The organism is Brachybacterium sp. GCM10030267 (assembly GCF_042666875.1).
GTDB lineage: Bacteria > Actinomycetota > Actinomycetes > Actinomycetales > Dermabacteraceae > Brachybacterium.
The window spans coordinates 149,920-174,600 of record NZ_JBHTCX010000010.1; the positions used below are offsets into that span (position 1 = coordinate 149,920).

At 71.2% G+C, this 24,681-nt stretch carries 19 protein-coding genes; 15 read left to right on the forward strand and 4 right to left on the reverse strand.

Features of this window, described 5'->3' with window-relative positions:
* Positions 1 to 55 precede the first annotated feature (55 nt).
* From ACFQS2_RS08925 to ACFQS2_RS08940, 4 genes are all read left to right on the forward strand, one after another.
* Complete coding sequence (locus tag ACFQS2_RS08925; protein ID WP_377793426.1) at positions 56 to 2,410, forward strand: circularly permuted type 2 ATP-grasp protein; 2,355 nt, start codon at positions 56 to 58, stop codon at positions 2,408 to 2,410.
* Positions 2,403 to 3,503 (forward strand): transglutaminase N-terminal domain-containing protein, encoded by a 1,101-nt coding sequence (locus tag ACFQS2_RS08930; protein ID WP_377793427.1) that lies wholly within the window; start codon positions 2,403 to 2,405, stop codon positions 3,501 to 3,503. The genes ACFQS2_RS08925 and ACFQS2_RS08930 overlap by 8 nt, the downstream gene beginning before the upstream one ends.
* Before the next feature lie 287 nt (positions 3,504 to 3,790).
* Positions 3,791 to 4,750, forward strand: coding sequence for a formate transporter FocA (locus tag ACFQS2_RS08935; RefSeq protein WP_377793428.1), 960 nt, complete (start codon positions 3,791 to 3,793; stop codon positions 4,748 to 4,750).
* 403 nt (positions 4,751 to 5,153) lie between these two features.
* Complete coding sequence (locus ACFQS2_RS08940) at positions 5,154 to 6,620, forward strand: FAD-dependent oxidoreductase (RefSeq protein WP_377793429.1); 1,467 nt, start codon at positions 5,154 to 5,156, stop codon at positions 6,618 to 6,620.
* A gap of 296 nt (positions 6,621 to 6,916) precedes the next feature.
* Here the strand turns inward: ACFQS2_RS08940 and ACFQS2_RS08945 are convergent, their stop codons facing one another.
* Complete coding sequence (locus ACFQS2_RS08945; RefSeq protein WP_377016101.1) at positions 6,917 to 8,128, reverse strand: pyridoxal phosphate-dependent aminotransferase; 1,212 nt, start codon at positions 8,126 to 8,128, stop codon at positions 6,917 to 6,919.
* Positions 8,129 to 8,330: 202 nt separating this feature from the next.
* On the opposite strand from ACFQS2_RS08945, the gene ACFQS2_RS08950 reads away from it, so the two are divergent.
* Genes ACFQS2_RS08950 through ACFQS2_RS08965 form a run of 4 tightly spaced genes read left to right on the forward strand, consistent with a single transcriptional unit; the run spans position 8,331 to position 14,019 of the window.
* Positions 8,331 to 10,646: an alpha-galactosidase gene (locus ACFQS2_RS08950; protein ID WP_377793466.1), complete on the forward strand. Its 2,316-nt coding sequence runs from the start codon at positions 8,331 to 8,333 to the stop codon at positions 10,644 to 10,646.
* A 51-nt stretch (positions 10,647 to 10,697) separates the two neighbouring features.
* Positions 10,698 to 11,612, forward strand: coding sequence for a carbohydrate ABC transporter permease (locus ACFQS2_RS08955; protein WP_377793430.1), 915 nt, complete (start codon positions 10,698 to 10,700; stop codon positions 11,610 to 11,612).
* Between the two features lie 11 nt (positions 11,613 to 11,623).
* On the forward strand, positions 11,624 to 12,592 hold the full coding sequence (locus tag ACFQS2_RS08960; protein WP_377016095.1) for a carbohydrate ABC transporter permease: 969 nt from the start codon (positions 11,624 to 11,626) through the stop codon (positions 12,590 to 12,592).
* Between the two features lie 11 nt (positions 12,593 to 12,603).
* The gene (locus ACFQS2_RS08965; RefSeq protein ID WP_377793431.1) at positions 12,604 to 14,019 is read left to right on the forward strand and encodes an ABC transporter substrate-binding protein; all 1,416 of its coding nucleotides are present in this window, start codon (positions 12,604 to 12,606) and stop codon (positions 14,017 to 14,019) included.
* Positions 14,020 to 14,049: 30 nt separating this feature from the next.
* Here ACFQS2_RS08965 and ACFQS2_RS08970 read toward each other — a convergent pair whose 3' ends face one another.
* Positions 14,050 to 15,216 (reverse strand): ROK family protein, encoded by a 1,167-nt coding sequence (locus tag ACFQS2_RS08970; protein ID WP_377793432.1) that lies wholly within the window; start codon positions 15,214 to 15,216, stop codon positions 14,050 to 14,052.
* A 310-nt stretch (positions 15,217 to 15,526) separates the two neighbouring features.
* On the opposite strand from ACFQS2_RS08970, the gene ACFQS2_RS08975 reads away from it, so the two are divergent.
* Positions 15,527 to 16,219: a hypothetical protein gene (locus ACFQS2_RS08975; RefSeq protein ID WP_377793433.1), complete on the forward strand. Its 693-nt coding sequence runs from the start codon at positions 15,527 to 15,529 to the stop codon at positions 16,217 to 16,219.
* A 93-nt stretch (positions 16,220 to 16,312) separates the two neighbouring features.
* On the opposite strand, the gene ACFQS2_RS08980 is transcribed toward ACFQS2_RS08975, so the two are convergent.
* Positions 16,313 to 16,978: a PH domain-containing protein gene (locus ACFQS2_RS08980; protein ID WP_377793434.1), complete on the reverse strand. Its 666-nt coding sequence runs from the start codon at positions 16,976 to 16,978 to the stop codon at positions 16,313 to 16,315.
* Positions 16,979 to 17,078: 100 nt separating this feature from the next.
* Between ACFQS2_RS08980 and ACFQS2_RS08985 the strand changes: the two genes are divergently transcribed.
* From ACFQS2_RS08985 to ACFQS2_RS09010, 6 genes are all read left to right on the forward strand, one after another.
* Positions 17,079 to 17,705 carry a hypothetical protein gene (locus ACFQS2_RS08985; protein ID WP_377016085.1) on the forward strand — a complete coding sequence of 209 codons (627 nt, stop codon included), beginning with the start codon at positions 17,079 to 17,081 and terminating at the stop codon, positions 17,703 to 17,705.
* A gap of 303 nt (positions 17,706 to 18,008) precedes the next feature.
* Positions 18,009 to 18,596, forward strand: coding sequence for a hypothetical protein (locus tag ACFQS2_RS08990; RefSeq protein ID WP_377793435.1), 588 nt, complete (start codon positions 18,009 to 18,011; stop codon positions 18,594 to 18,596).
* Positions 18,597 to 19,613 (forward strand): anion permease, encoded by a 1,017-nt coding sequence (locus ACFQS2_RS08995; RefSeq protein ID WP_377793436.1) that lies wholly within the window; start codon positions 18,597 to 18,599, stop codon positions 19,611 to 19,613.
* Between the two features lie 89 nt (positions 19,614 to 19,702).
* Entirely contained in the window at positions 19,703 to 20,473 is a 771-nt protein-coding gene (locus tag ACFQS2_RS09000) for a hypothetical protein (RefSeq protein ID WP_377793437.1), read from the forward strand.
* Positions 20,474 to 20,678: 205 nt separating this feature from the next.
* Entirely contained in the window at positions 20,679 to 22,316 is a 1,638-nt protein-coding gene (gene pgm / locus ACFQS2_RS09005; RefSeq protein ID WP_377793467.1) for a phosphoglucomutase (alpha-D-glucose-1,6-bisphosphate-dependent), read from the forward strand.
* A 349-nt stretch (positions 22,317 to 22,665) separates the two neighbouring features.
* Positions 22,666 to 24,084 carry a hypothetical protein gene (locus ACFQS2_RS09010; RefSeq protein ID WP_377793438.1) on the forward strand — a complete coding sequence of 473 codons (1,419 nt, stop codon included), beginning with the start codon at positions 22,666 to 22,668 and terminating at the stop codon, positions 24,082 to 24,084.
* A 60-nt stretch (positions 24,085 to 24,144) separates the two neighbouring features.
* Here the strand turns inward: ACFQS2_RS09010 and ACFQS2_RS09015 are convergent, their stop codons facing one another.
* Positions 24,145 to 24,663, reverse strand: coding sequence for a protein tyrosine phosphatase (locus ACFQS2_RS09015; RefSeq protein ID WP_377793439.1), 519 nt, complete (start codon positions 24,661 to 24,663; stop codon positions 24,145 to 24,147).
* Positions 24,664 to 24,681 lie beyond the last annotated feature (18 nt).

Below are 24,681 nucleotides of genomic sequence, written 5' to 3' on the forward strand. Positions count from 1 at the left end.
TGATCACCGCGGTCGAACCGTCCACCGCACAGCTCGCCGCGCCTACGATGGCCCGGTGAGCATCGCACCCCCGCAGGCGCTGGTCGACGAGCTGGCCGCCCTGGGCCCCGTCGGTCGTCGACGGGCCGCTGCGTCGGCGGCGTCGATGATCGCCGCCGACGTCTCCGTCTCCGCGCCCGTCGTCGACCCCGTGCCGGTGGTCCTGGACGCCGAGGCGTGGGAGGAGATCTCGACCGGGCTGATCCAGCGGGCACGTCTGCTGGACGCCCTCTACGCCGACCTGTACGGGCCGCGCACCGTGCTGGGCACGGACGTCGCCCCGGTCGGCGATCTGCTGCGCGACCCGGCCTATCTGCGGGCGGCCGTCGGCATTCCCTCCCGCGGCGCGCATCACCTGTTCGCCATGACCTCCACGCTGACCCGCGGCGCCGACGGGACCTGGGTGGTGCTGGAGGATTCGGTCGACGTGCCGGGCGGCGCCGGGACCGCGCTCGAGATGCGCCGGGTGCTCTCCCGCTGCGCGCCGACGCTGTACCGCACCACCCCGCTGCGCCGTCTGCACCCGTTCTTCGACGCCGTGCGCACCGGCCTGCACCACCGCACCCGCACCGACGGCAGAGCGGGGCGCACGGTGGTTCTGACCGATGACGCCGACGATCCCCTGCGCGCCTTCGACCACAGCTGGCTGGCCAACCTGCTGGGCGCCCCGGTGGTCTCGGCCGGGGACCTCCGCACGGGCTCCGGCACCCTCGCACTGCGACTGCCGGGGCTGGAATCCGATCCCGGTGACGCGGTCGACGCGATCATCCGTCTGCTGCCCTCCCCGCTGCTGGATCCCCTGGACCTGGGGCCGACGCCGCTGGGCGGCGTGACCGGTCTGGTCGAAGCGGCCCGCTGCGGTGACGTCGAGGTGTTCAACCCCTTCGGTGCGGGTCTGCTCGAGAACCCGGCGCTGCGCGCCGCACTGCCGGACCTGTGCCGTCAGATCCTCCACGAGGATCTCCAGCTGCGCCCGGCGGGCCCGACCGCGGGCGGGGATCCCGCGCCGGGATCGGCAGCGACGACGGATGCCGCGGCACCGCCGGCCTCCGCGGCGGCGGAGCGGGCCGGCTGGCTCTCCCTGGACCCCGACGGCGGTGACGAGCTCGTCGAGCGGCCGGTACGCATCCGTCTGCTGGTGATCGCCTCCGAGGACGGGTTCGACGTGCTGCCCGGCGGCGTGGCGCATACCGATGACGAAGGGCCCGAGGCCCTCAAGGATGTCTGGGTCGCGGTCCCGGAGACCTCGGCCCTGCCGGGAGGACCCGGTGAGGACCCGCCGGGGTCCGAGCTGCCGGAGGCCACCGCCGCGAGCGCTCCGCGCGGCGTGCTGAGCGCCTACCCGGCCATGACCCGTTCGATCGGCTCGGACCTGTTCTGGTTCGGCCGCTACCTGGAACGGGTCGACTCCACCGCCCGGCTGCTGCGCACCGTGCTGGACACCTCCAACGATCTCGGCTCGGAGCGGGGCCGTACCGCGCGCGTCGCGCAGTCCGTGCTGCTGAGAGCAGTCACCGACGTGACCACCACCTATCCCGGGTTCCTCGCCCTGGATCCGCACGATCCCGAGGCGGTGCGCACCGAGATCACCAGCCTGCTCACGGATCTCGGCCGCCCGGGCTCACTCGCCCAGTCCTACGCCGCGCTCGCTCACACCACCCGCACCCTGCGCGATCTCATCTCCGACGACGTCTGGCCCGTCATCGCCCGGATGCGGGAGCGGCTGCGCACCCTCGCCGGCCCCGAGACCCCGCCGCTCGAAGAAGGGCTGACGGACATCGTCGACGGCTGCCTGACCCTCTCCGGCGCGGTCGCGGACTCGATGCCCCGCAACTTCGGCTGGGACCTCACCGAGGCGGGCCGCAAGATCGAGCGGACCATGGGCCTGCTCGCGCTCCTGCGCGCCACCCTCGGCCGACGCCGCACTCGCGCCGCCGAGGTCCGCATCGCCGGAGCCGTCGCCGCGATCACCGAGTCCGGTGCCTCCTACCGGCGCTCCTACCATGCGGCCGTCCAGTCCGAGCTGCTGGTCGAGCTGCTGCTCAGCGACGTCACCCTGCCGCGGTCGATCGCCTTCCAGCTCGACCGGCTCCACGCCACCCTCGACCGTCTGCCCGAGGTCACCCCCTCCCCCGAGCTCCGCGCGCCGCTGACCGCGCTGCGCTCCCGCATCGCCTCCTGGGCCCCGCGCGACCTGCTGCGACCGGCCGAGGACGCCGGCGGCGCCGACACCTCCGACGGGGCCCCGACAGCCCTGCTCGAGGAGACCGACGCCGCGATCGCCTCGCTGCGCGAGCTGGCCACCGCGATCGAGAACCGCTACTTCCGTCCCTCGGAGTCCACGTCCCTGTGGGGAGTCGATGATGTCTGAGCCGACCGAACCGACCGGGCAGGCCGAGCAGCCCGAGGACGGGCGCGATCCTCTGCGCCCGGGAGCCGCGCCTGCCTCCGCATCACCAGCGGCGTCATCGGCGGCGTCACCGGCGGCGCCACCGCCTGCCCCGGAGATCCCGCTGCGCACCGAGACCGAGGAGCCGGCCGAGGCGGCCCACTACCGCGTCCACCACCTCACCTCCTACCGGTACGCCAAGCCCGTCTCGCGCAACTACGGCCGCGCCCACGTCGAGCCCCGGGCCACGCCCCATCAACGGGTGCTGTCTCACGAGGTCGTCGTGGACCCGGCGCCGGCCCGGCTGACCGCGCACACCGACTTCTACGGCAACTCCTCGACGTATCTCCTGGTCGATGAGCGGCACGAACGACTCGACGTGCATTCGCACGCCCGGGTCACCGTCGCCGAGCGCCGCTATCCCCTCGAGCCGATGTCCCGCCCCTGGGAGCTGTGCACACCGGAGAACTGGGGTCCCCTGCTGCCGGCCTCCAGCATCGACTTCGTCCACTCCTCCCCTCGCATCCCGGGCGGCACCGCGGCGCGCGAGATCTCCGAGCGGGTGTTCACCCCCGAGCGCCCCATCGGGGAATGCCTGGCCGAGCTCACCGCGCTGATCCACACCGAGTTCACCTACGACTCCCGTGCCACCACCGTCACCTCCACTCTCGAGGACGTCCTGGCCGCCCGGCACGGCGTCTGCCAGGACTTCTCCCACGTCGGGGTGGCCGCGGTGCGTGCCGCCGGACTCGCCGCCCGATACGTCTCGGGATACCTCCGCACCGCCCCGTCGGCCGAAGGTGCGCTGGTCACCCAGCCGGCCGGGGAGATGATCGGCTCGGCGGCCTCCCATGCCTGGCTCAGCGTGCTGGTCCCCGGCACCGGCTGGGTGGACATCGACCCCACCAACCGCACCTTCGTCGATCAGCGCTTCGTGACCACCGCCTGGGGCCGCGACTACGGCGACGTGCCGCCGCTGAAGGGCATCGTCGTCGGCCCGCCCGGAGCGACCAGCACGCTCGAGGTCGCCGTCGGCGTCGTGCCCGTGACCCCGGAGGCCTCGAGCGCCGAGTGAGGGCCACGAGCCCGCGGCCGGGGCTGCCGGGCACGCGATGAGGGAGAGGGCTACGAGCCCATAGCGGGGCTGCCAGGTCGGGATGCGGGACGCGAGGTCGACGACAGGCCTGCGAGCGCACGGCGAACTCTCCAGCCGACCGGGCGGTGGAAACGTAGCCCGCCGGGCCGGCGGCGACATAGCCTGACGCTGCGTCGGCGCCGTGGCCTGTCGGGCAGAGGCAGGCCATCGCACCGCGCCCCCACCGCCCGTGACCGAGCTCGTGCCGCGCCCGCGAAGGACTCCCGATGGCCTCCACCTCCTCCCCCGAGCCGGCGGACGCCGCCGCGAAACCGCCCTCGCCCGTCATCCCCAAGCCCGACGCGCTGGCGGACGTGCTCGAGGACAGCCTCGTCGCCAAAGCCACCGCGCCGCTGGGCCGGATGTTCCTGCTGACCCTGAGCGGCGGCGCCTACATCGCCCTGGGCTTCGTGTTCATGGTGACCACCCAGCAGGGCATGGACGCCTGGCCCGTCGGGGCGGCGAAGCTCATCGGCGGCATCGCGTTCTCCGTCGGCCTGGGCCTCGTCGTCATCAGCGGCTCGGACCTGTTCACCGGGACCACCATGACGTTCATGCCGTGGCTGTCCAAGCGGATCCCGACCGGCCGCATGCTGGGGCACTGGGGCATGTCGGCCGGAGGCAACTTCATCGGATCGCTCGCCGTGGCCCTGCTGCTGCTGTTCGCCGGCACCCACACCGGCAACGACTCCGCGTGGGGCCTGGTCGTCCTGGACACGGCGCAGGCCAAGGTCTCCTACGACTGGCATCAGGCGTTCTTCCTGGCGATCCTCGCCAACTTCGCCGTGTGCCTGGCGGTGTGGGTCGCCACCGCCGGCAAGACCGTCACGGACAAGATCCTCGCGGTCATCGGCCCCATCGCCCTGTTCGTCGCCACCGGCTTCGAGCACTCCGTGGCCAACATGTTCATCCTGCCCATGGGGCTGCTGATCAAGGCGGCCGCCGGGGACTCCTTCTGGGCCGGGCAGGCACTGCAGGACGCAGGCGTCGACGTCGGCACCTACGCATCCCTGACGGTCGGCTCCGCCCTGTGGAACAACCTCATCCCGGTGATCCTGGGCAACATCGTCGGCGGCGCGGTGCTCGTGGCGGCCTACTTCTGGGCCTCCTACCGACGCGGCGACGACGATCTGGTGGCCGAGGACCAGCGTCGCGCGCACGAGAGGCGCGAGGACGGGCGCGGCTGATCCCTGAGGGGCCGAGCCATGTGGCGCGGTGTCGCGCGAGGCCGAGCCCTGAGGGGCGGGAGCCCGTGGCGCGGCATCGGGCGAGGCGGGTCGAGCCCGGCGATGCTGAGCGCGCCTGTCACGCGGCGTCATCCGCCGACTTCGGCCTTCACGGCGCCGAGAACCGCTGCGTCGGCCGGCGTCCTGGACGGCGCGGCGGCGAAGATCCAGGTCACGCCCGCTGGCCGCATCGGCCGGCATGGGCTCGGATCGCGTCCCTGCGACTCGGGCCGGGCCACGAGGCGTCTGCCAGCTCACACCGGCCGGGAACGCCACGATTTTCGCGTATACAGTGGTGCGGAAATCTTCGCGCGCTCGACGACGCACCCGACCCGGCGCTCCTGCGCCACGAGACCGAGGTGAGATGTCCTTCTCCCAGCAGCCCTTCCGTCTGGCAGTCATCGGCTCCGGCCCGGCCGGCGTCTACGCCGCCGAGACCCTGCTGCGCTCAGAGCCGGTCAAGAGCGGTGAGCTCGAGGTCAGCATCGACCTCTTCGACCGCCTCCCCGCGCCCTTCGGCCTGATCCGCTACGGAGTCGCCCCCGACCACCCGCGCATCAAGGGCATCATCACCGCCCTGCACCGCATCCTGGGACGCGGCGACATCCGCTTCCTCGGGGACGTCGAGTTCGGCACGGACCTCACGGCCGACGACCTGCGCGCCCACTACGACGCGGTCATCTTCGCCACCGGCGCCCTCAAGGACGCCGACCTCGACATCCCCGGCATCGAGCTGGAGGGCTCCTACGGCGCCGCCGACTTCGTCGCCTGGTACGACGGCAACCCGGACTACCCGCGCACCTGGCCGCTCGAGGCGGAGCAGGTCGCGGTGATCGGCAACGGCAACGTCGCCCTCGACGTCTCCCGCGTGCTCTCCAAGAGCGCCGACGAGCTGCTGCGCACCGAGATCCCCGCCAACGTCTACGAGGGCCTGCGCGCCGCCCCGACCACCGACGTGCACATCTTCGGCCGTCGCGGCCCCGCGCAGACCAAGTTCTCGCCGCTGGAGGCCCGCGAGCTCGCCCACCCCAAGGGCCTGCAGGTCGTCATGGACCCCCGCGACCTCGAGCAGATCACCGAGGCCGAGTGGGAGGCGATCAAGGCGGACAAGCGCACCGACCAGGTCGTCTCGACCTTCGCCGGGTGGCTCGAGGAGCAGCAGCGCCGCGAGGCCGCCGGCGAGGAGCCCACCGACATGCACGGCGGCCCCGTCCAGCGCCGGCTGCACATGCACTTCTGGCACCGCCCCGTCGAGGTGCTCGGCGAGGACGGCACGGTCACCGGGATGCGCTTCGAGCGCACCCGCCTGGACGCCGACGGTCGCGTCGAGGGCACCGGCGAGTACATCGACTACGAGCAGGGCGCCGTCTACCGCGCCGTGGGCTACTTCGGCTCCGAGCTGCCGGGCGTCCCCTACGACCCCCAGCGCGGCGTGATCCACAACGTCGCCGGTCGCGTCACCGAGGCCGACGGCACCGTGGTGCCCGGCGTCTACGCCAACGGCTGGATCAAGCGCGGCCCGGTGGGCCTGATCGGCGCCACGAAATCCGACGCGATCGAGACCATCAACTCGCTGCACGAGGACATCGCCGCCGGCACTCTCTCCGCCGCGCCCGAGCGGGAGGAGGACGCGATCCTGCGCCTGCTCGAGGACCGGGGCGTGCAGTACACGACCTGGGAGGGCTGGACCAGCCTCGACGAGCACGAGAGAAGCCTCGGCGCCGCCGCGGTCGATGCCGACGGCGAGCCCCGTGCCCGCATCAAGGTCGTCGAGCGCGAGGAGATGGTCCGCGTCTCCCGCGAAGGCATGCAGGAGCCCTCCCGCGCCTGACGAAGTGCCGGATCCGGCGCACCGCGCCCGGGACGCTCGCGCCAGGCACCACGTGCCCGGGTTGCCCGCGGCAGGCCGCACCTTCCAGCCTGCCTGGGCTGGCCGCGGCCACCTACCAGCCCGTCCGAGCCCGCTCGCGCCGCCGACTGTCCACGCGCGGTACGCCTGGCGCATCTGCCGTGACATGTGCACGGCAGATGCGATGAGCGTCCCGTTGACGGACACGGTCCGGCCAGAAGCACGGTCCGCTGTGGACGCAGGCACGGTCCGCCGTGCCGCTGGGCCGGCCGGCGCGGTCAGCGGCGGATCGAGGCGAGGTGGTCGGCGATGCGGTCGACGGCGTCGGCCAGCAGCTCCGCGTGGGGCAGCGTGACCAGCCGGAAGTGGTCCGAGGTGTCGAGATTGAACCCGGTGCCGTGCGTGACCAGCAGTTTCTGTGAACGCAGCAGGTCGTAGGCGAACTGCTCGTCGTCCTCGATCGCGTACATCTCGCGGTCGATCTTGGGGAACATGTACAGCGCACCCTGGGCCTTGACGACGCTGACCCCGTCGATCTGGCTCAGGCCCTCGTAGGCCACGTCCCGCTGCTCCCGCAGCCTGCCGCCGGGCAGCAGCAAGTCATTGATCGACTGGTAACCGCCCAACGCCGTGGCCACCACGTGCTGGGCGGGCACGTTGGGGCACAGCCTCATGTTGGCCAGCACGTCCAGGCCCTCGATGAAACTGGTGGCGTCGTCCTTGGGTCCGTACAGCGTCATCCAGCCGGCGCGGAATCCCGCCACCCGATAGGCCTTCGAGAGTCCGTTGAAGGTGATCGTGAACAGATCGGGGGCGAGCGAGGCGACCGGGGTGTGGACCACGTCGTCGTAGAGGATCTTGTCGTAGATCTCGTCGGCCAGGATCATCAGGCCGTGCTTGCGCGCGACCTCGACGATGTCGCGCAGCACGTGCTCGGGGTAGACGGCCCCGGTGGGGTTGTTGGGGTTGATGACCACGATCGCCTTGGTGCGCGGGGTGACCTTGTCGGCGAGATCGGTGACATCGGGCCACCAGCTGGACTCCTCGTCGCAGCGGTAGTGCACGGGCCGGCCCCCGGCGAGCGACACCGCGGCGGTCCACAGCGGATAGTCCGGCTGCGGGATGAGGATCTCGTCCCCGTCGTCGACCAGGGCCTGGCACACCATCTGGATCAGCTCGGAGACCCCGTTGCCGAGGTAGACGTCGTTCAGCTCGATGCCCGGCATGCTGCGCGTCTGGTAGTACTGCGCGACCGCCCGGCGCGCCGCCGGGATGCCTCGGGAGTCCGAGTAGCCCTGTGCGGTGGGCAGGTTCCGGATCATGTCGACGAGGATCTCGTCGGGCGCCTCGAAGCCGAACGGCGCCGGGTTGCCGATGTTGAGCTTGAGGATCTTGTGACCCTCGGTCTCCATCCGGGCGGCCTCGGCGGGCACCGGTCCCCTGATCTCGTAGCACACGTCGCGCAGCTTCGAGGACTGGGTGAAGATCATCTGGGACTCCTGGGGCCGGATCGGGTGAGCGCCAGCGTAGCGCCGCACGCCCCCTCGGCGAGGACATGACCGCATCGCGTGCCGCCGGGCTCTTGACGTCCGTCGGCCGGTTTAGTTTCATAGTTTCAATTAACGGTCCGTCCTTGTCGCCGTCGACATCCACCCCGCCGGACCGTGCCGCCGCCCCATCTGGAGGCCGATGATGTCCCCACGCCGGACGCCCGTGGACACCGCCGTGACCGCTCCCCGAGCGGGCGCCACCCACCGAGTCCATCTCACCGCGGCCGGGGTCTCGCTGGTCCTCGATGTCACCGACGGCCGGATCCCGGCGATCGTCCACTGGGGCGCGGCTCTCGGCGCCAGTGGCGGCGACGGGCCGACGGGAACTGCGCGCGAACCGGGCACCGCGGGCGAACCGGGACCTTCGAGCCGGCCGGCAGCTCTCGGCGCGGCCGCACTCGACGCGCTGTGCGAGGCTGCCGTCGACGTCGTCCCCAACAACGCCGTGGACGTCCCGGTGCGCCTCGGGATCATCCCTCAGCAGTGCGACGGCTGGATCGGGCGCCCCGGCCTGACCGGCTCACGGGCCGACGGCTCCGGATGGGCGCCGCGCCTGGTCACGCGGTCGCTGCACCTCGAGGGCCGGCCGCTCACCGCGCCGCACGTGGAGACAGGTCCTGCCCGGCTCCGTGTCGATCTGGCCGACGAGGACCTCGGCCTGGCCGTCGCCCTGGACATCGAGCTGCTCGAGTCCGGATTGCTGCGATTGCGCGCCGCCCTGACCAACACCCTCGAGACGCCGTACGACCTCGACGAGCTCACCCTCGCCCTGCCGGTCCCGGGCGACGCCGACGAGCTGCTGGACTTCGCGGGCCGCTGGGGCAAGGAGCGCACCCCGCAGCGCAGTCGCTTCACCGTCGGCACCCACCTGCGTGAGAACCGGCGCGGCCGCACCGGCGCAGACGCCGCCCACGTCCTGCACGCCGCCCGGCCCGGCCTGGGGTTCCGCACCGGCGAAGCCTGGGCCGTCCACACCGCCCACTCCGGCAACCATCGCCACCTGGCCGAACAGATCAACACCGGCACCCGTCTCCTCGGCGGCGGCGAGCTGCTGCTGCCCGGCGAGGTACGACTGGGAGCCGGCGAGCAGTACGTCGGCTCCTGGCTGTATGCCTCCTACGGCGCCGGGCTCGACGACGTGGCCCACCGCTTCCACCGCCATCTGCGCTCCCGCCCGCACCATGTCGATCCCCGGCGGCCGGTCACCCTGAACGTCTGGGAGGCCGTCTACTTCGACCACGACCTGGCCCGGCTCACGGATCTGGCCGACCGGGCCGCCGCGCTGGGCGTCGAGCGCTACGTCCTGGACGACGGCTGGTTCGGGTCCCGGCGCGACGACACCTCTGGGCTGGGCGACTGGATCGTCTCGGCCGACGTCTGGCCCGACGGGCTCGGCCCGCTGATCGACCACGTGCGCGGCCTGGGCATGGAATTCGGACTGTGGTTCGAACCCGAGATGGTCAACGAGGACTCCGACGTCGCCCGCGCCCACCCGGAGTGGATCATGGCCCCCGCTCCGGACCGGATCCCGCTGGAATCACGCCACCAGCAGGTGCTGAACCTGTCGATCCCCGCCGCCTACGCCCACGTGCGCGACCAGATGTCGGCGCTGCTGGAGACCTACGACATCGACTACCTCAAGTGGGACCACAACCGCGACCTGCTGGAGGCGGCCACCCGCGCCACCGGCCGCGCCGCCGTCCACGAGCAGACCCTCGCGACGTACCGGCTGATGGACGAGCTGAAGGCGGCTCATCCGGGCCTGGAGATCGAATCGTGCTCGTCCGGCGGCGCCCGCGTGGACCTCGAGATCCTCGAACGCACCGACCGGGTCTGGGTCTCGGACTGCATTGATCCGCTCGAGCGCCAGCAGATGAACCGCTGGACCTCCCAGCTGATCCCGCTGGAGCTGATGGGCAGCCACATCGCCTCCGGCCGGTCGCACAGCACCGGCCGTCTGCACACCCTCGGCTTCCGCGCGGCCACCGCCGTGTTCGGCCACCTCGGCATCGAATGGGACCTGGCGGCCGCCACCGAGGAGGAGCTGGAGGAGCTGCGTGAGTGGATCGCCTTCTACACCTCTCGCCGCGAGCTGCTGCTGACCGGTGACCTGGTGCGGGCCGATCGTGGCGAGAGCGCCCTGTGGGTCCACGGGGTCGTCGCGGCCGACCGCGGCAGCGCCGTGTTCTCGCTCGCCGCCGTCGGCCGGTCCGCCGAGTCCCAGCACGAGCGGCTCCGGTTCCCCGGCCTGGATCCGGCGGTCACCTATCGTCTGCGCCCCGTCCGGATCGGCCCGCGGCCGTCGGGGCTGACCATGCCGCCGTGGATGACCCGAGCCGCCGACGAGGACGGCCTGCTCGTCCCCGGCGCCGCTCTGACCCACTCGGGTCTCGCCGCTCCCCTGCTCGATCCCGAGCAGGCCCTGCTGATCGACATCTCCCGCGCCCCGATGCACTGACCACCTGCCCGGGCCAGGTGGTCCGGGCGACCCGATCGAAAGAAGGTAGCCATGTCCACCGCGACGACGTCGACGCGGTCGGCCCCCACCCGCCGCCGGCATCCGGACGATACGAAGCTGGCGCTGCTGTTCATCGCCCCGGCCTCCGTCGGCCTGCTGGTGTTCCTGGTGTGGCCGCTGCTGACCGGGATCTACTACTCCTTCACGGAGTACACCACGCTGACCCCGCCCACGTGGGTGGGGCTGGAGAACTACCGGGCCATGCTCACCGACCCGGTGTTCTGGAACTCGTTGAAGGTCACGGTGCTGTACGTGGTCATCAACATCGGCGTCCAGACCGTGGTGGCCCTGGTGATCGCCGTGCTCATGCAGCGCCTGACCCAGTCCACCATCCTGCGCTCGCTGGTGCTGGCCCCGTACCTGGTCTCGAACGTCGTCGCGGCGATCGTCTTCCTGTGGATCCTCGACACCCAGCTGGGCATCTTCAACATCTTCCTGCAGTGGATCGGCTTCGATCCGGTCGCGTTCTGGTCCAGCGAGACCTGGGTGATCCCCACCGTGGCGCTGGTCAACGTGTGGCGCCACATGGGGTACACCGCGCTGCTGCTGTTCGCCGGACTGCAGTCGATCCCCGGACACCTCTACGAGTCCGCCCGCACCGAGGGGGCCGGTGAGATCAGCCTGTTCCGCCGGATCACGCTGCCCCTGCTGCGACCGATCCTCGCGCTCGTGCTGATCATGTCGATCATCGGGTCCTTCCAGGTCTTCGACACCGTCTCGGTGACCACCCAGGGCGGCCCCGCCGACGCCTCGAAGGTGCTGCAGATGTACATCTACGAGAACGCCTTCGGCCAGTACCAGTTCGGGTACGCCGCGGCGCTGTCCATGGCGCTGCTGGTGATCCTCATGGTGATCACCTTCGCCCAGTACCGCATGACCCGTGCCGGCCAGTCGGACCTGGACTGAGGGAGGACATCATGACCACCGCACCGCATCCGGTCACCGACGACGTCCGCGAGGGCTCCCCCACCGGGCCGCGCGCCGCCGACTCCGCCATCACGAGGCCCCGCCGCGGCATCCCCTGGGGCAAGATCCTCGCCTGGGCCGTGATGGTGATCTTCCTGCTGATCACCCTGTTCCCCTTCTACTGGATGCTGCGCACAGCGCTCTCCAGCAACAATGCCCTGGGCACCGATCCGGCCAGCCTGCTTCCCGTGGGCCTGAACACCGGCGGCTTCGAGCGAGTCTTCGGCATGCAGGACGTGGAGACCGCGATCTCCGAGGGAGGCTCGGGCGCCTCGATCAACTTCTGGCGCTACCTGCTGAACTCGGTGATCGTCGCGACCACCATCACCGTGGTCCAGACGTTCTCGTGCGCGATGGCCGCCTACGCCTTCTCGCGTCTGCACTGGCGCGGGCGGGACACCGTGTTCATGATCTTCCTGGGCTCGCTGATGATCCCGCAGATCTTCACGCTGCTGCCCAACTTCATCCTCATCAAGAACCTGGGCCTGGTGGACACGCTGCTGGGGATCATGCTGCCGACCCTGTTCATCTCCAGCTTCGCGATCTTCTTCCTGCGCCAGTTCTTCAACAACATCTCCCGCGAGGTCGAGGAAGCCGCTCTGATCGACGGCGCCAGCAAGGTCAGGGTGTTCTTCACGCTCATCCTGCCGATGTCCAGCGCTCCGCTGGCCACGCTGGCCCTGCTGACGTACATGACGGCGTGGAACGAGTACTTCTGGGCGCTGATGGTCTCCTACACCGACCAGTCCCGAGTGCTCACCGTCGCCCTCGGCGTCTTCCGGGCGCAGGCCCCCGGGACCGGCCCCGACTGGTCCGGACTGATGGCGGCGACCCTGGTGGCGGCCGCGCCCATGCTGATCCTGTTCGCGCTGTTCGCGAAGAAGATCGTCAATTCCATCGGCTTCAGCGGCATCAAGTGAGGTACCCCGGCATGAGTATCAGGAACCACCGCGACCCCGTCTCCCGCACCCCGTCCGCGGCCCGCGGCGGCGCCGTCAGCCGCCGCCGTCTGCTGCAGGGATCAGCTGCCCTCGCCGCAGGCGCCGCCGGCGCCGGCACACTGACCGCGTGCGGAGGTGTCGCTGCCCCCGCCGGCGCCACCGAGATCGACTACTGGCTGTGGGATGCCAACCAACTGCCCGCCTACTCCGCGGCGATCGACGCCTTCATGGCGGAGAACCCCGACGTCTTCGTGCGGGTGACCCAGCTGGGCTGGGAGGACTACTGGACGAAGCTGACGGCCAGCTTCGTGGCCGAAGCGGGCCCCGACGCCTTCGCGGATCACCTGGCTCGGTATCCCGAGTTCCTCGAGCTCGGTGTGATCTCGCCGCTGGACGGGATCGGGCCCCTCGACGACCTGCCGGCCGACCGGTTCCAGGAGGGCCTGCAGGAGCTGTGGACCGGCCCGGACGGTGCGCGCTACGGGATCCCCAAGGACTACGACACGATCGCCGTGATGTACGACCTCGCCATGATCGAGGAGGAGGGGCTCAGCCCCGAGGACCTGGCGAACCTGGACTGGAACCCCGAGGACGGCGGCAGCTTCGAACAGATGCTGGCGCGGCTGAGCGTGGACGCCAACGGCGTGCGCGGGGACCAGGACGGCTTCGATCCGGCGAACGTGGCCCGGTACGGCCTGGCCGTGGCGCCGGGAACCGACTACGTCGGCCAGACCACGTGGGGGCATTTCGCGCTCATGACCGGATGGACGTTCACCGATGAGGAGACCTGGGGCACCCGATTCAACTACGACGACGAGCGCTTCGTGGCTGCGATCGACTGGTACTTCGGGCTGGTCGACAAGGGCTTCATGGCTCCGTTCGGGACGTTCGGGGATTCCAGCCCTCCCCAGACCCAGCTGCAGTCCGGCTCCTCCGCCCTGGCCACGGACGGCTCCTGGATGATCACCACCTACAACAACGTCGAGGGCATCGACCTCGGCATCGCCCCGCTGCCGGCCGGGCCGCTCGGGCACCCGGTCTCGATGTTCAACGGGCTCGGGGACTCGATCTCCGCGCAATCGGAGAACAAGGAGGAGGCGGCGCGCCTGATCGCCTACCTCGCGTCCGATGAGGCCCAGCGGATCATCGGCGAGCGCGCCCCGTTCTTCCCCTCCACCGATGTGGGCACGCAGACCGCGATCGACAGCTACGCCGCCGACGGGCTGGACGTCACTCCGTTCACCGACCGCGTGAAGAACGGCGAGACGGGCCTGTACCCGCTGGTGGAGAATTCCGCCTCGATCATGTCGATCATGCAGCCGGCGTTCGACCAGTGCTGGATGCGGCGGATCGACGGGGCGGATTTCGCCGCGTACAACGAGAGGGTCAACGCTCTGTTCGAGTGACTCCCGCCCCCGGTCGCCGCCGCCCGCGGATCAGGCGTCGGGGCCGACGAACTCCTGGATGGCGATCACGGCTGCGCCCCGTGCCCACTCGTCGAAGTCGCCCGGCAGGTCACGCACCACGATGTCACGCTGCGCCGGTGCGAGGTCCGTGCGCAGCACGTCCTCGAAGAGCGGATCGGCGGCTCGGACCAGGTCGAGGGTCTCCCCGCCGAGGACGATGGCTTCGGGATCCACCAGGGCGGTGATGGTGGCCGCGGTGGAGGCGAGCGCGCGGGCCAGGCCCCGGACGAGATCGAGGGCGTCCCGGTCACCGTCGGCCACGCGCCGGCGCAGATCGTCCACGCCCTGGTCGGCGGTGAGGATCCCCGCCTCGCGAGCGCGCGCGAGCACCTGGTCGGTGCGGGCCGCCCGGCCGACCGTCAGCAGCGCGCCGTCCCGGTCGAGGCCGACGGGGAGCCGCTCGGTCAGTCCCGCCAGGCGGGTGTGCCCCTCGACCACCCGGCCGTCCAGGACGGTGCCGATCGCCACCCCGGCACCGATCGTGAGCACGGCGAAGGAACGATACGCGCGACCGATGCCGAACCAGTGCAGCCCGTGGACCATCGCCAGCAGGTCGTTCTCGACGACCACCGGGAGGTCCAGGCGCGCTTCGAGCGCCGCGGCGAGTTCCACCGGTTCGCTCCAGTCCAGCAGGGTGGAGGAGAGGACGGTGCGGCGATCGGCGACGCGGCCGCCGAGACTGACCCCGACCACGGTCAGGCGGGGATGCGCTTCGGCGAGAGCGGCGACGGGCGTCGCGATCGAGGTCAGCACGGTCTCGGGCGAGGTATTGGCCAACGGCAGCACCAGGGTCTCGAGAGCGTTGCCGCGCACCGTGGTGACCATGGCGTGGATCTCGTCGGCGGTGACCTTGACCCCGATGAAACGAGGGCCGAGGTTCTCCTCGATGTCGAGGGGCTGGTGCGGGCGCCCTTTGGGGCGCACGACGCTCTCCAGCGAACGCAGACGGTGGGCGTCCAGCAGTTCGCGTGTCGCCCGGGTGACAGTGGGGGCCGACAGCCCGAGCCGGGAGGTCAGCTCGCTGCGAGAGCGGGGCCCGAACCGCAGCAGATCGCGGTAGACCGCGCGGACGCTGTCACTGCCGAGATCATCGACCGCGAGCGATCCCGCCTCTCGGTCCGCGCCTCGCTCCGTCATTCTGCGACCTTATCGCCCGATCGGCACTCAGCGGCGAGAAAGTCCTGACCGGGCGCGATCGGCCGGTCCACCAGGACATCGAGAGGCTTCGGTCCATGGTCCGGGGCGAGGCATTGACCGACGCCGTGCAGAGCGCCGGCTGCGCCGTGCGCTCACTCTGACTCGGCGTGCTCGCGCTGAGGCGGCGCCCTTGGTTCCGTGCGCGCCGACGGGCAGAGACGTGCGTCCTGGGCCCGGTCTCTGACATGCTTCCGGTGTCAACGACCCCGGCGCGAGCCAGCGCCCCGGGACCGAGCATCGAGGGGATTCCATGAGCGAGACGACTGCCGGCACCGCGACGGACGAGCAGATCACCATCTACACGGCCTACGAGATCGAGTTCATGCTCAGTCTGCGCGCGACCGAGAACGGTGCGATCACGCGGGAGCAGATCGGGCTCCGCAGCGCTCCCGAGGAGGCCAGGGAATTCGTGACCGCCGCAGTCACCTCGGGTCTGCGGGCGCGCGGCAAGGTGGCGCGCTCCGCCGATGGACAGTGGGTGCTGGGCGAGGAGGGGCAGGTCGTGGCCACGGCCCTGACCGCCGCGGATCGGTGGCTGGGCATCGCGCTGGCCGAGGGCGAGGCGATGCGGATGGCGTTCGTGATCAAGGCGAACGATGCGATCCTGATGCTGACCCAGGACGAGCTGGACTCCTTCGCGGTCTCCGCGCTGCCCGACCGCTCGCACGTACCGGCCTCCGTCGCCGACATCGTCATCGCCTTCCTCGACGAGGGCCACGAGCGCACCGTGTCGCTGCGCCGCACCGATATCTCCGCCCCTGACCAGGCGGTGCCGATGATGTTCCACACCGAGCAGGACCGCACATGGCGGATCGGCCATCTGCCGCTGGACGACGAGGGGATCCTGAACGTCTCCGACGTCGCCCGCGAGGACATCGGCGAGGCGGTCCGGCTGCTGTGGGAGGACGGCGTCAGCCGTGCCCCCTCGGCTCCCGGCGCCTGAGGCGATCCGGACCGCCGGCGGCCCAGGCTCAGAACGCCGGTCCGGGCTCGCCGGCCCGGGCGCAGAGCGCCGACGGCCCCGTGCCGCAGCCGTTCACAGCGGACCGGCGGTCGCCCGCTGCCGGCGATGCAGCTCGCGACGCAAGGCGCGCACGTCCTGCCCGGAGGGTTGTCCGTAGGTCCAGATATGGCGATCGAACGCCGGCATCACCACGCGAGAGCCGTCACGCAGCCGGAGCGCTGCCGTCAGCCAATGCACCGGGTGGACCACTCGCGATTCGACGGCGAGGATCCGCTCCCACGGCACCTCCCGGGCTCGCACGGCGCCGACCACCCGCAGCCCGGCCTCGGTGATCTCCACGCGGGAACGGGCCGTCCCCAGGGCCACGGCCCCGAAGCGCAGTCCCAGCAGGCCCAGGACCAGCGCCGCCACAGCGACGCAGAGCATGATCAGCAACCGGCCGATCCCCGGTGAGTGGCCCTCCTCGACCGTCAGCCAGAGCGCGACGCCGATCGCCGCCAGCACGAGCGCCGTCCCCAGGGCGGCGGCGGACACGACGGCGCGCACAGCCGTATCCCGGGTCGCGGCGGCCGGGAACAGCGCTCGGATCTCTCCGCGACCGTGACGGGCGGTCTGACGACCGCGCTTCGCGCCCGACAGGTCCGAGACCATCCGCTGGACCGTGGCACTGCTGCGGGAGTAGTCGGGCAACACGGTGCGCGGCCCCGTCTCGGGGCCGATCTGCCGGGGAATGGTCATGAAGCCAGGCTAATGCTCGCGGCGAACCAGGTCGATGGGCCCTTCTCCCCATGCCCATCGGCCCGTGCGCGCAGGCAGGACGGTGCGTACAGTTTCGTCCATGCCCTCCCACGGATCGAACTCTCCCCGCTTCCGTCGCCCGGCCCCCCTGTTCCCCGCCACCGCGGACGCCATCCCCGGAGAACCGGACCCGTCGGCCTCGACCGAGATGGCGCACGACTCCGCGCAGGCGCTGCTGGACGGCGTCTTCCACAGCTCGGACCCGGAGGTGGTCCAGCGCGTGATGCACCTCGCGGCCGACGGCGGACTCGCGGACCTGGCCGCGCTGTGGTCCAGCTCGCCCGCCACCACCCTCCCGGGAGCGCTGTGGCGCCTGTACGTGCTGCACACCTGGGTCCAGCACCACAGCGAGGACGTCGTCCACCGCTACCGCGCCGGTTCCCGCACCATTCCCGGTCTGCGCTACCTCTCCGGGTTCGCCGAGCCGCCGGACGTCGACCAGGTGCGTCGCACGATGGACGAGATCCTGCGCGGTGCCTTCACCGGCGACCTCGCCCTGGCCCTGACCCGGGCCGGAGCGGTGGCCACGCTCGTCGCCCACGGCACCGCCCATCTGGCCGACGACGACCGCGACGACGAGCGCACCCGGCAGGCCGAACGGCTGCTGCGGACAGGCGAGGAGCTGGCCGCAGCGGGACGGCACGCCGAGGCCGGTCAGCTGGATTGAGGTCCGTGGCCGGCAGGATCCGGCCGGACGTGGCACGCGCCATGTCCGCCGCGGCCCTGCTTGCGTCCACCCGACCGCCGTGTCCTACGATGGTCAGGCGCCGGGCCGCGGTTGCCCCGGGCTCCAACATTTGCCGCTTCGAGCGGCCTTCGCGCCGACAGGCGCATCCCGGTCCGGCGCCCCAGCTTCACACGGACAGCAAGCGCCCCGCTCTCGGGCACGGCGGATGCAGGTACTGCGCCGACGGGCGCGGGGAGGCGGCCTGAGTTGGTGCAGTTCTTCCCACGGCGGACCGAACGCCCGATGTACGACCTGTTCGGCGATCTCGCCGAACTCCTGGTCCAGGCCGCCGACACCCATTCCAAGCTGGTCGGCCACGGCTACCGCGAGCGCACCCGCATCACCCCGAAGCTGCACGACCAGTCCACCCGCGCCGAGGAGCTCGGCCGGCGCATCGCCCAGCGTCTGGCGCGCTCGCTGATCACGCCCTATGAGGCGGAGCTGCTCTACGACATCTCCCTGACCATCGCGGACACCGTCGATGCGATGAACCACACCGCTGAGCTGCTGGTCCTCTCGCGCGTCGGCGCTCTGCCCACGCCGCTGCTCGAGGCGGCCACGGGCATCGAACGCGCCTCGGAGCTGACCGTCACGGCGACCTGGTCGCTGAGCCGGGTGCAGGAGCTGGGTGACTACTACACCCAGATCCGCAAGCTCAAGCGCCAGGGCGACCGGCTGGTGCGACAGTCCCTGGCCGAGGTCTACAAGCGCGGCGGCGCGATGACCGAGGTGCTGCCCCTGCACGACGTGATCGAATCCGTCGGCCGCACCATCGCCCTGCAGGAGCACACCGCCCGGCTCGCGGATCTGCTGCGCGTCAAGGACGCCTGAGTGTCGCCGGCCCTGCTTGCGATCGTCCTCGTCCTGGCACTGGTCATGGCGTACGTCAACGGCTTCCACGACGCCTCGAACGCGGTCTCCACGGCCATCACGACCCGCTCGCTGAAGGAGTCGACCGCGCTGGCCATGGCCGCGGTCCTCAACCTCCTCGGAGCCCTGCTGGGCATGCTGCTGCTCGCCGTGACCGCACACTGGGCCGTCAGCCTGCTGGGGCTCGGCGAACTGGCGGAGCAGGCCGGCGGGGCACCCGATGTGCTCGGGATGGCCCTGGTCTCCATCCTCGTCGCCACGCTCAGCTGGGAGATCATCACGTGGTGGTACGGGATGCCGTCCTCGACCTGGCACTCGTTCTACGGCGGCACCATCGGGGCCTCGCTCGCGATCGGCGCGGCCGCCGCCTGGGACCGGCTGGCGGCGATCCTCGTCGTCTCCGTGGTGGGCCCCGCGGTCGCCGCTCTCGCCGCCTATCTGCTGATGCACGGGATCCTCGCCCTGGGCAGGGGCGAGCGGCTGCGGATCGAGCACCTCCGCTTCGCCCAGACCGTCTCCGCCGGTGCGGTGGCCACCGGCCACGGGCTCAGCGACGCGCGCCTCCCCCTGGCCGTGGTCGTCGTCGCGACCTCCAGCGCCGGCCTGCACATCGGAGACTCCCTGGCCCTCATGCTGCCCGTGGCCGTCGCCGTGGCAGCCGGCACGCTCATGGGCGGCCATCGGATCATCCGCACCATCGGCCGGCGCCTGACCGATCTCTCCACCGCCCAGGGCCTGGCCGCGGAATCCTCGGCCGTGGCCTTCATGACGCTGGGCGTCTTCGGCCTGGAGTCCCCGATCTCCAGCTCCCAGAGCCTCGCCTCCAGCGTGGTCGGGGCGGGCGTGGCCATGGGCCCGCGCCACGTCCGGTGGGCGGTCGCCCGCTCCATCGTCGTGACCTGGCTGACCACGCCGGTGGTGACGGGCGTGTTCGCGGCCGCCCTGTCCGGGGTGATGCTCGAGCTGCAGATCGGCTGAGCCCGCCGGCGGCCGCGGCTGCCGGCGCCGGGGCTCCTCGGAGAAACGGCGGCTATCCTGGGCGGCGTCCGAATCGCGAAGGAGTCCAGATGTCCGACGGCGAGTCCTCGACGCCCAGCCCGCGGAAGCGTCCGACCTATGGGCTACCGGGCCCGGCCCCGTCCGGTCCGGCTCCCGGCCAGGGACCGCGCAGCGGGTCGGATGCTCCCGGCTCCGGCAACAGCTGGGGCGCATCGAGCCCGTCGGCCGGACCCTTCGACCGTGACGGTGGCGATCCGGGGGCTCCCGACGGATCGGCGCCGAGGACGGGGCCGCTGCCCCCGCAGCCGCCGCAGCCGGAACGGCCCACGAAGCGCCGCGGGCTGTGGCCGCTGATCATCGGGCTCGTCCTGCTGGTGATCGTCGGCCCCGTGGCCACCGTCGGCGGCATCGTGTGGTCCGTCGGATCCATCGTCGCCGATACCGACGAGGGGCCGGCTGTGATCGAGGGCGGCACCGGAGAGATCGACGTCGCCGCCAACGAGATGGTCATCGTCTATGTCCCCGCGGAGGATGCGGCGAACGCGCGGTGCACCGCCGAGGGCTCGGACGCCGTCACGTCGGTGCCCACCTCCGGCCGTACCAGGTTCGGCGATGGAACGGAGTACGAGCAGGTGCTGGGCGTCGTCGCGACCGAGGACACTGCGGTGACGATCTCTTGCACCGGCACCGACGCCCCGGCGTATCTCGGCCCGTACAGCCTGCTCGGCATGGCCGGACCGCTGCTGATCGGACCGATCATCGGCGTGCTCGCCGGGCTGGCCGGCCTCGTGCTGGTCATCGTGGGCATCGTGCTGCTGGTGCGCACCCGGCGCGGCTGAACCTGCCGCGCCACAACCCCGGTGCTCCCTGTCCCGGCGCCACCTGCCCCGGTGCCGCTTGTCCCGGCGCCCCTCGTGGCGGCGCCTCCGTCGCCGGTGCCGTCCCGTCAGCGCGCGTCTCAGGGAACGACCCGTGCCGGGTCCTCCGGCGCCGCGCTGACCTAGAGTGACCTCAGACCCCGCAACCGTGGATGGAGTGGTGAGCATGCACCCCCGTGCCGGCCAGAAGGCCCTTCCCGAGGATCTCGTCGACGTCGATGCGCTCCTGGACGCGTACTACGACCTCCATCCGGATCCCGCCGATCCTGCTCAGGCAGTCAGCTTCGGCACCTCCGGTCATCGCGGCTCCTCCCTCGACACCGCGTTCAACGAGGACCACATCGCCGCCACCACCCAGGCGATCGTCGAGTACCGCGCCGGGCAGGGCATCCGCGGTCCGCTGTTCATCGGCCGGGACACCCACGCTCTCTCGCGACCCGCCTTCGACACGGCGCTGGAGGTGCTGGCCGGCAACGACCTCGTCGCCCAGGTCGACACAATGGACGGGTACACCCCCACCCCCGCCGTCTCCCACGCGATCCTCGTCCACAACCGCGACCGCTCCGCGAGCGACCCGGGTCGGGCCGACGGGATCGTCGTCACCCCCAGCCACAACCCGCCGCGCGACGGCGGATTCAAGTACAACCCGCCGCACGGCGGCCCCGCCGACTCCGAGGCCACCGGCTGGATCGCGGACCGCGCCAACGAGTTGCTGGCGGACCGGCTGCGCGGAGTACGGCGCCACGGGCGCCAGAAGGCCCTGCAGGATGCGGGCCGCTACGACTACCTCCACACCTACGTCCAGGACCTTTCCAGCGTGGTGGATCTCGACGCCATCCGCCGGGCCGGGGTGCGCATCGGTGCGGATCCCCTCGGCGGCGCGGCGGTGGACTACTGGGCCGAGATCGGCGAGCTGCACGACCTGGACCTCACCGTGGTCAACCCCGAGGTCGACCCGCAGTGGTCCTTCATGACGCTGGACCGGGACGGGAAGATCCGCATGGACTGCTCGAGCCCGTGGGCGATGGCATCCCTGCTCGAGAAGCGCTCCGAGTTCGACATCGCCACCGGCAACGACGCCGACTCCGATCGGCACGGCATCGTCACCCCCGACGCCGGCCTGATGAACCCCAACCACTACCTGGCGACCGCGATCAACTACCTCTACGCGCACCGCCCGAATTGGCCTGCCGGGGCGAAGGTCGGCAAGACCCTCGTCTCCTCCGGCCTGATCGACCGCGTCACCGCGTCCCTCGGCCGCGAGCTGTTCGAGGTGCCCGTCGGTTTCAAGTGGTTCGTTCCCGGACTGATCGACTCCTCCGTCGGCTTCGGCGGGGAGGAGAGCGCGGGCGCCTCGTTCCTGCGCCGCGACGGGTCGGTATGGACGACCGACAAGGACGGCATCATCCTCGCCCTGCTGGCCTCGGAGATCCTCGCGGTCACCGGCCGCTCCCCCAGTGCGCTGCACGCCGAGCTGGTCGAGGAGTTCGGCGCCAGCGCCTACGCGCGGGTCGACGCCCCGGCCGACCGGGAGCAGAAGGCGAAGCTGAAAGCGCTCAGCGCCGACCAGGTCACCGCGACCGAGCTGGCCGGCGAGCCCATCGTCTCCGCGATCACCGAGGCCCCGTCGGGCGGAGCCATCGGCGGGCTGAAGGTCTCCACCGAGTCCGCGTGGTTCGCCGCGCGCCCGTCCGGCACCGAGGACATCTACAAGATCTATGCCGAGTCCTTCCGCGGCGAGGAGCATCTCGCGCAGGTCCAGGACGCGGCGAAGGCGCTCGTGGACGACGCGCTCGCCGAGTGACGTCTCGCCCTGTGACGCCGTGCCCTGGGAGCATGCGCGGTCGGTCTCAGCATTTCCGCAGGTGACCAGTCAAGGATACGTAAAGCCACGGTCAATATTGCGCCCATCACCCTAGGGTGGCGCCATCCACAAGCCCTTGCGCGCCCCGCCCCTCGGCTTGGAGGATGATCCGGGAAGGTAAAAGTTCGGTAGGGTAATATGCTCGGCCGGACCCACCGAAGATGACGTCGAACGCGCCCACGGGGCAGCGACCAGGAGAGGGGGGACCGCGCTGATGCGACTGCGAACACGCCTTTGTGCATGTTCCGCTGCCCTCGCCATCGCGCTCCCCACCGCGACGCTCCCGGCCATGGCGGACGACGGCGATTCTGCCGAGAACCCTCTGCGAACGGTCGACATCGACGATCCGATCGCCCCTGGCTCGGAGACTGCCGATCCCGGCGACACCGAGCTCACGCCACCCGACACCGCCACGGACGACGCTGACCCGGTGCCGGACGAATCCGGTGACCAGCCGCCCGGTGATTCCGGGAACCAGACGCCCGGCGAGGAGGACTCCGTTCCGGACGGGGACTCGGGTCTCGTCGATGGCCTGTGCGAAGCCGCCGACGAGCTCGTGGACTGCGATGGCGATGGCAGCTCCGAGGATGCAGGCGACGGAAGCTCCGCCGACCAGGGCGACGCAACGGACGGCGACGGCACTGCCGACGGCGACGACTCGAACACTGACGGCACAGGCGGCGACACAGACCCCGCGACCGGCGCCGGCACCACCGATGACGGCACCGCCGATGGTGGTGCCGACACCGACCAGAACACCCCCGGCGGCACCACCGATGACGGCACCGCCGACCAGAACAATCCCGATGGCACCGACGGTGACGGCACCGCCGACCCGGACGGCGACGCCGGCGGCGATAGCGACTCGAACACCGGCAATACCGACACCGGGGGCGGCGATAGTACGCCAGACGTCCCGGAACGGACCAGGACCAGCGCTTCGACAGGGACGGAGTCTCCGACCGCCGAGACGACGCCGATCGAGGAGCCGACGTCCGAGGAACCCTCGGGCGACGAGTCCGCGTCCGGGGAACCGAGCAGCGACGCACCGACATCCGGGGAACCGAGCAGCGGCACGCCGACCCCGGAGGAGTCTTCGAGCGTGACCCCGTCCCCCGAGCCCACGGACGAGACACCGTCGGAGCGCCCCGGCACGCCCGTGAAGACCCCGACCCCCTCCGAGAGCGAGGACGCCGAAAGCCCTTCGCCCGAGGACGAGACCCCGTCGGCCGAGGAGGAGAGTGCCGAGGACGCACAGGAGCGGACTCAGCCGGCCAGACCTGACGATGAGGAGCCGGTGGAGCCAGCTCCGGCCGTGCCCAGCGAGGAGCCATCCAGCTCCGACACCCAGGACACCAGGGAGACCACCGACACCACGGACACCGAATCCACCTCGTCGGGCACCACCGAGGTCGAAGACCCGTCGGAGGAACCGGAGACGTCCGAGGTGAATGGCGGCAACGGCGATCAGAGCCCTCCGCCACCACCCGAGCCGCAGCCGGCGTCGGCCGCGCAAGAGGGTGGGCCGGTCGTCCAGCTGCTCAACGCCATCTCCTCGAATGATGAGAACTCGGCGTTCGGCCGGATGCGGCAGGTGCTGATCATCGCACTCGGCATCGGTTTCCTGACCACGGCCGGCTTCGTCGGCGCCACGTGGCAGAGCCGGCGCGCGGCCTCCGTCAGCGGAACCAAGCGCGCGGGACGCTGAGACCCTGGGGCGAACGCCTCGCCGGGGCAGCCGTTCCCTGCGTACCCCGGACCCGACGGCTCAGCGCTGGGCGAGAACCTCCCGTACGTGCGCGATGATCTCGGGCACGCTGCGTTCCATCTCCACGATCGTGCGGTCGAAGGCCGCCTGGCCCTCGTACCACGGGTCCGGGACGGGAATATCCGTCTCGAGCAGCTCGGGAGCCACCGACGGATCGAAGCGCCGCCACAGCACGATCTCCGGCGCCGCCCTGTCCTCGGGCAGCTGGTCCGCCATGCGGCGCAGCGCCTGCGCCTGCTCGGCCGTCATCGGCAGCACGACATCCCAGGCCATCATCTCGGTGAGATGGATGGTGCGCGCGGTGTGCTCGAAGGGACGGGTGTACCCGGCATGTTCGAGCGCCAGCTCGGTGCGGTCGTCCATCGGCATCCCCTCCGCCTCCCAACTGGTGCCGGCGGAGCCCACCTCGACGCTGTCCTCGAGCCCCTCGGCCCGGATCGCCTCCCGCAGCATCACGGCAGCGGCCGGGGATCGGCAGACATTGCCGGTGCACACGGTCAGGACTCGGAGGGACGTCATGAGCGCCATTGTGTCAAC